Consider the following 5,939-nt stretch of genomic DNA (forward strand, 5'->3'; position numbering starts at 1 on the left):
GTGTGGTGTCGAGCTTGCCAGAGCCGACCGAAGGCGAGTGCGTGCCGTGCCCGGCACGCAGGCCGGGCACGGCACGATCGGTGGTGTCAATCATCGGCCGAGCGTTTCGGCGGCGACGTCGTAGCCGCCCCACAGCGATCGGCCTGGCACCGCCCGCCACCCGTGCGGTCCCCGGCGGGTGATCATCGGGTAGCCCTGGGGCCGTTCGGTGCCGTGTAGCTCGGTGACAGTGGTTTCCCAGTTGCGGCGGGTGCGGCGCTTGGGTCCGTCGTCGTAGGGCACCGAGGGCACGATCGGGTCGTCGCGCCATCCCGGGAAGCAGTGATCCAGGCCCAGCAGCGCAGCGTCGGTGTCGGTGTCGTCGCCGACAACCTCGGAATGCCAGCCGCAGCCTCGGCAGAAGCTGCGCGAGACCAGATCACCCACGCACAGGCAACCGCGGTGCGAGGTCCGGTTGCATCGGAGGTCGGTTTGCAGGGTGATCGGGATGCACGTGTCGGTCGGTTCGCGGCTGCTCGCGTACTCACCGATCGCGACGTGCCAGCCGTGCGAGTCGCGCAGGCAGGCGAGATCAGGCCACGCCTTCCTCCACTGCGCCATCGCGTGCTCGTAGTCGGCAATCGTGGTGCACCGCAGGGCATACAAGCGAGGGACACCGGTTGTGCGTTCAGCGTGCGCACGCTCATCGCGTGCCGCCTCGGCGAACATGTCGAGCTGTAGGCCGTGCGAGGACGGCGCGGTCGGCGTCGTCGGGAGAGTGGTTGTGGTCATGACTTGACTGTACCCCATAGGGTGCATATTGTGAACCCTATAAGGTGCAGCGCTCTGGCGGGTAAGACGCTCAGAACTGCACCACCACAGCAACATTCGACACAAGGGAGCCTCGCATGTCGTGGAGCTACAGCAACTGCACCGCCAGCCCGAGCGCACGCGAGATCATCCGCGCCACCAACGTGCTCCAGACCGGACATTCTGAGCTGGTACCCATCGAGCACGTACACGCCATGGTCGATCTGACGTGGTCCCAGTGGGCACTGGGGCTCGCCGAAATCCTCACCACCGGCATCGGGATCGTCCTGGCCGATGACGAGAACCGCGAATGCCTGTTCCTGGCCCGCACACCGATCTACGCCGCCCACTGACGCCCCACGACGTCATCTGAGAGGACACCCCATGACGCGCCGCAGATCGCCCGACCACGACAACGACATCGACCTGCTCGATCTGCTCGACGGCACCGCTGAGCGCATCGAGGAGCAACGTCGCCTCGATGCCGAGGTTGCGACCCTGCGCCAGCTATGGGAGCAGCGTCGGGCCGGTCGACCCGACGGCCAACCCGTACCGACCGGTGAGGACTGGTGTGGCCGCTGCGGGCAGAACACCTTCGACTACGGGCTGGTCATCAACCACGACCTGGGCTACCTCGGCTGCCCGGTCCAGGTCGACCCCACCTGGTCGAAATACCAGTGCGTCGGCTTCCGAGGCGCGGTGGGCTACCCGTCAAGCACGCTGACCGTCGACGACCTCTGCGACCGCTGGGACCGCCAGTTCTTCCCCGACTGCGAATGCGGACACCCCTGGGGAGTACACACCCACGCCGCCCACCCCACCTGGAGCTTCGCCTGCAACACCTCGTGCGGCTGCCCGATCTACCGGAATGCGTGATTGCCCGGGTCGCATCGCGTCAGTCGCCTATTGATCCCGGTTCCGTGTCATCCTCGGGCAGCCCGTCGTCATCGTCGGGCAGCCCGTCGTCGGTTGGTTTGGCTCGATCGGACGGTTGGGCTGTCCAGATCAATCGTTGGAACTCTGGGGAACGCGTGAACTCTGATAACTCTGATAATTGGTTATGAGCCAACTGATTTCGCAGTGTCTCCCAAATACCGGAGGACCTGAATCCGGTTATGGCGTTGAGCTCCTGCGCTGTCGGCATGTTAACCCCCCGAACCGCGTTGCGGTACATCTCCTCATTGCGGGCGGTTAGATCGGGGTAAAGGTCTGCGACCCGCAGGGTTGGAAGCTCAATCGTGGGGGAGAGCGTGACCCGCGTGTGTTTGACCTCGTCGATCACCTCATCTCCGACGTCGGCGTTGAGGTACTTGTTGAGGTCCTGGAGGAAGGTGTCGGTACTGACGTGGTGGTAGCGCTGGCCGGTCTCGTCAGCGAACTCCCGTCGGAGGTCGGGCAATGTCCCGAAGTCTTCGTCGTCGACGATGTGACGCCAGTCTGCCTTCATGTCGTTGCTCACGAACAGCACGTCCTGCTCGTCAGTTTTGGCCAGGTCCATCATCTCCATCCAGATGAGCGGGTCACCGATCCCGCCGTCCTGCTTGGCCTCATCGGCTCCAGTCCCCGGCGGTATGGCAGCGGCGAGGCGGGCACGTGCCTGGTCCTCCCATGCCCGGAGGTCGGTCGATGTCCGCCGCCGACCGACCTGACCGGGATCGGTGAACAGCTTCTCGATACGGTCTCGGATGGGGTCAGTTGCCTGAATTTGCTTGGTGTGGAGGATGTTCGACTCTCGCTCAGTCCGTAGTGCTTCTTCGACCTCCGTCGCGGCTGTCTTGAATGCCGCGTCCACCGCGTCGAGTAGTCGCTTCTGCACTCCCGTGTCCTTGACACCCTCGACAGCCGTGCGAAGTTCCCGCAGGAGTGGACTATTGGCGCCGTTCTTCTTGACCCTCGTGATGATGCTCGTCGCGCTGGCGTATTGCTTGGCGTGATCGTCTGCGACAGACAGTCGTTGACGGTGGTATTCGAGGCCGGCGCGGTAGGGAAGGAAGAGGCGCGGACGGATCTCGTCCCGTTCGAGCTGGGCGAGGATCTTCTCGCGCGACTCCTTCGATATCCGGTACAGGTCGAGTAGGACGTTGGCATCCAGTGCAATTCTGGCCTTAGTGACGAAATCGCCGCGCTCATCGTCGCCATAGGTGTACCACTCACCGAACACCTCACGCATCGCGTCCTCCTGCCTTCGCTGCGCTGTGCCCGTTTTGGTGCCGGGCCCGCGGGTCAAATCTAAAGTTCGGGTCCGTGGTCGTGGGAGCGTTCGGTGCTATGCGCCGATGGCCCCGGCGGGGCCTCGTGTGCGGGTGTGCGTGGCGCCGCGTGTGGTGCGCGGGTGTCGCCGAGCAGTTCTCCGATCGAGCGTGATCTCTGCGAGGTCCAGACTCCGTCGTCGGGGTTCCACTGGCCGTTCCCGGTCGCGCCCGTCAGGACGGGTTCGATGAGGCTGTTGGCGGCCGTGAGCGCGGCGTCGGGGTGGTGCAGGTGCGCGGGTAGGCCACTGTGGGCGGCGCGTTGGGGGTAGTCACGTTCCCAGGTCGGGTTGGGCAGAACCAACGGTATCGGGATCGTCAGGTCGCGGCGCTGTTCTTGGTGGCGGATCGCGGCGTGCAGCTGTTCGGCGTCGAACGATTGGGTGCGGGCGAGGATGACGAGGTCGACCAGGTCGTGGGCGCGGGTCGAGGGGGTGTCGCCGTGGGTGCCGTGCAGCTCGTAGAGGGCCGCGACCTTGTCGGCGACTGCTTCGGCGGCGGCCTGCATCCGGATGACGGGCATGGGGTCGAGTTCGTCGAGCGCGAGCACCGGGCGCGGGCTGATCGTCTCGGGCGGTAGCAGCATCTCCCGGTGGGTGGCGAGGTCGAGCGTGGCGTCGGAGAATCGTTGTCCGGCGATGTTGTAGCGGATACGTCCGGCGAACAAGCCGGGGCTACGGGTTGCGGTGATGGTGATGTCGAACTCGCCGAAGTCGCCGGGTCCGGGGTGGGCGGCCTGGCGCAGCGAGTGTTGCATGTGTTCGGCGTCGAGGCGGGTGGCTAGGTCGGCGTCGGCGGTGGGGCGGGCCTGGGTCGGTGCCCGGAATTGCAGGGCGGTGCCGCCGGTGAGGATCCACTGGTCGGCGTCGGGGGAGCGGAACAGCCGGGCCAGGAACAACTGGAGGGTCACGGTTTGGGCGAGCTCGTCGCGGCTGAACCTGCTCGTCCGCGCTTCGGCGGACAGGCGGGCTTTCAGCCCGGCGCGGAAGGCCTCTTCGGACGCATACGCCATCAGCCGACCAGCACCGGTTCGGCCGGCATCTGGGCCTGATCGAGCAGCGCGGCGAACAGGTCAGCACCGGAGGCGTAGTTCCAGCGCGGCGCGGCCCGATCACACGCCGCGATCAGCTCGTCGGCGTCGACCAGCGATTCGGTCAGGCAGGTGTGCAGCGCGGTCCCGAGGTGTCCGCCGTCGCCGTGGGTGAGGAGCAGGTCGGCCACGGTGCGCGCGGGTGTGGTGACCGGTAGTCCGTCGACGAGGTCCCAGTCGTGGGCGCGGTCACCGATCGACCGGCGCCAGGTGCGCACCGACGGGTCGCGGACGTTGATGCGGTGGGGGCTGCTCAGCTCGAGCCCGGATGCGGTGATCGTGCCCAGGCGCAGGACTTGGGCGGCGGCGGCGTGGCTCACGACGCTGTCGGGGCGTGTGCGGCGTTCCTCGATGTCGGCGGCGGGGTGGAGCGCCAACCATTGTGCCGCCCAGTCGCCGAGGGTTGTCCAGGCCGTGGACTCGGGGATCTCGTAGACGCCGTGGTGGACCCGGACGATGGCCTCACGGGCAGCGAGGCGGGCCAGGACGTAGGGCGCGACGCCGAGGTTGCGGGCTTGGGCGGTGGTGAACAGGCCGAACTGGCGATCCGCCAGCCCGCGGATCGCGCCCCACCGGCCAGCGTCGATCATGCAGCAATAATAGCAACGGGAGTGATCGGTGAGGCTTTCCGAGCTGTCCGAGCGCGGCCCGTCCGTGCAGACTGGCCCGCGTGCCCCGGCACAGTGGTCACGGTGTGCCGGGGCGGTCGACGTCGTCATCCGCTGGTGGGGTGCAGGACTTCGCGTAGGCGGGTGCCGATCCATAGCGGGACTGGTGGGGTGACGGCGTTGCCGTAGCCGTCGATCTGGTCGCGGCCTTTGCCCCACACGGTGAAGGTGCCTTTGTGGTCGCCGAAGTCGGGGTCGAATCCGCAGCCGCGGCCGACCTCGTGCGGGGTCATCATGCGGAAGAAGCACTCATCGAGCGGGATGTCGGCGAGGGCGTCGCGCCAGTGGGAGGCCAGCAGGGCGGTGGTGTCGCGGCTGGTCAGGGTGCCCAGTGGGTCGGTGAGCGGGTGCGCGGCGGTTTCGGTGCCGGTGCTGCCGTTCTGTTTGAACCAGCCTGCGAGCAGGGCGGGGTCGCCGGTCGCGGTGAGCAGGCCGGGGGTCTGTTCGGCGGTGATCGTCGGCATGGCCTGGGCATGGCTGGTCGGGGTGGTGTGCTTGCGGAAGGGCACCACACCCGAGGACACGATGCTCAGGGTCTCCGAACCGCCCTGGGTGGGCAGCGCCTCGTCGAGGCCGCGTGGTGCGCCCTGGAAGTTGTTGATGGCCATCGCGACCGGGGGAGTGAGCAGGCCGGTAGTGTTGGTGGCGGGCTGGGTCCACAGCGGCTGACCCAGGGTCCGGGTCCGGCACTGCGATCCGGGGCGCTCGAAGGTGTTTCCGGCGGCGACCATGATGGCGCCGGTACTGAGCAGCGCGGTCTTTTGCTGCGAGGTCTGGGTGGCCATCGGTTGCAGCGGATGGCGTTCCACGCCGCGTTGGGCCTTGGCCGGCATCAGCACAGCGGGGAACTCGGCGAACTTCTGGCGGCACCGCTCGGCACGGGCCATGGTCGCCGGGGCCAGCGGCTTGGTCCGCTCGCCGATGCGGGTGCCCAGGTGGGTGAGGTCCAAGGCCGTCAACGACGGTGTGGCGGTGGGAGAGACCTCACCGAAGCAACGCGGGCAACGGTAGTTGTACTGCTTGCCGTAGCGCACCGATCCGCTGGCGGGCACGCCGGTCTTCCACGCCCACATCGCCTCGACAGCCTCATCGCAGGGGCCACACCACGCCTGGGGGCGGTGATCGAGGTCGGGAGCGGGCAGC

The 5,939-nt window shown here is 67.3% G+C and carries 6 protein-coding genes and 1 pseudogene; 2 read left to right on the forward strand and 5 right to left on the reverse strand.

Annotation, left to right across the window (positions count from 1 at the left end):
- Positions 1–90: 90 nt before the first annotated feature.
- Positions 91–771 carry a DUF6349 family protein gene (locus Q9R39_RS24190; protein WP_139114264.1) on the reverse strand — a complete coding sequence of 227 codons (681 nt, stop codon included), beginning with the start codon at positions 769–771 and terminating at the stop codon, positions 91–93.
- A 116-nt stretch (positions 772–887) separates the two neighbouring features.
- Between Q9R39_RS24190 and Q9R39_RS24195 the strand changes: the two genes are divergently transcribed.
- Together Q9R39_RS24195 and Q9R39_RS24200 are read left to right on the forward strand one after the other, a co-directional pair.
- A complete protein-coding gene (locus tag Q9R39_RS24195; protein ID WP_311278413.1) occupies positions 888–1,142 on the forward strand; it encodes a hypothetical protein in 255 nt (84 codons plus the stop codon).
- A 31-nt stretch (positions 1,143–1,173) separates the two neighbouring features.
- Positions 1,174–1,665: a hypothetical protein gene (locus Q9R39_RS24200; RefSeq protein WP_035755490.1), complete on the forward strand. Its 492-nt coding sequence runs from the start codon at positions 1,174–1,176 to the stop codon at positions 1,663–1,665.
- A 19-nt stretch (positions 1,666–1,684) separates the two neighbouring features.
- On the opposite strand, the gene Q9R39_RS24205 is transcribed toward Q9R39_RS24200, so the two are convergent.
- From Q9R39_RS24205 to Q9R39_RS24220, 4 genes and pseudogenes are all read right to left on the reverse strand, one after another.
- Entirely contained in the window at positions 1,685–2,959 is a 1,275-nt protein-coding gene (locus tag Q9R39_RS24205) for a PIN-like domain-containing protein (RefSeq protein ID WP_139114265.1), read from the reverse strand.
- A gap of 59 nt (positions 2,960–3,018) precedes the next feature.
- Positions 3,019–4,050 (reverse strand): nucleotidyl transferase AbiEii/AbiGii toxin family protein, encoded by a 1,032-nt coding sequence (locus Q9R39_RS24210; RefSeq protein ID WP_035755494.1) that lies wholly within the window; start codon positions 4,048–4,050, stop codon positions 3,019–3,021.
- Complete coding sequence (locus Q9R39_RS24215) at positions 4,050–4,718, reverse strand: type IV toxin-antitoxin system AbiEi family antitoxin domain-containing protein (protein WP_035755497.1); 669 nt, start codon at positions 4,716–4,718, stop codon at positions 4,050–4,052. The genes Q9R39_RS24210 and Q9R39_RS24215 overlap by 1 nt, the downstream gene beginning before the upstream one ends.
- Before the next feature lie 125 nt (positions 4,719–4,843).
- Positions 4,844–5,939: pseudogene (locus Q9R39_RS24220) on the reverse strand (DNA cytosine methyltransferase); the annotation flags it as partial.

The sequence above is a fragment of the Gordonia sp. AC31 genome (assembly GCF_031844505.1).
GTDB lineage: Bacteria > Actinomycetota > Actinomycetes > Mycobacteriales > Mycobacteriaceae > Gordonia > Gordonia hongkongensis.

Excerpts from the sequence above, each read along its gene's own strand:
- Q9R39_RS24190 (WP_139114264.1), bottom strand. The coding sequence starts at position 771 with ATGACCACAACCACTCTCCCGACGACGCCGACCGCGCCGTCCTCGCAC.
- Q9R39_RS24195 (WP_311278413.1), top strand. The coding sequence starts at position 888 with ATGTCGTGGAGCTACAGCAACTGCACCGCCAGCCCGAGCGCACGCGAG.
- Q9R39_RS24200 (WP_035755490.1), top strand. The coding sequence starts at position 1,174 with ATGACGCGCCGCAGATCGCCCGACCACGACAACGACATCGACCTGCTC.
- Q9R39_RS24205 (WP_139114265.1), bottom strand. The coding sequence starts at position 2,959 with ATGCGTGAGGTGTTCGGTGAGTGGTACACCTATGGCGACGATGAGCGC.
- Q9R39_RS24210 (WP_035755494.1), bottom strand. The coding sequence starts at position 4,050 with ATGGCGTATGCGTCCGAAGAGGCCTTCCGCGCCGGGCTGAAAGCCCGC.
- Q9R39_RS24215 (WP_035755497.1), bottom strand. The coding sequence starts at position 4,718 with ATGATCGACGCTGGCCGGTGGGGCGCGATCCGCGGGCTGGCGGATCGC.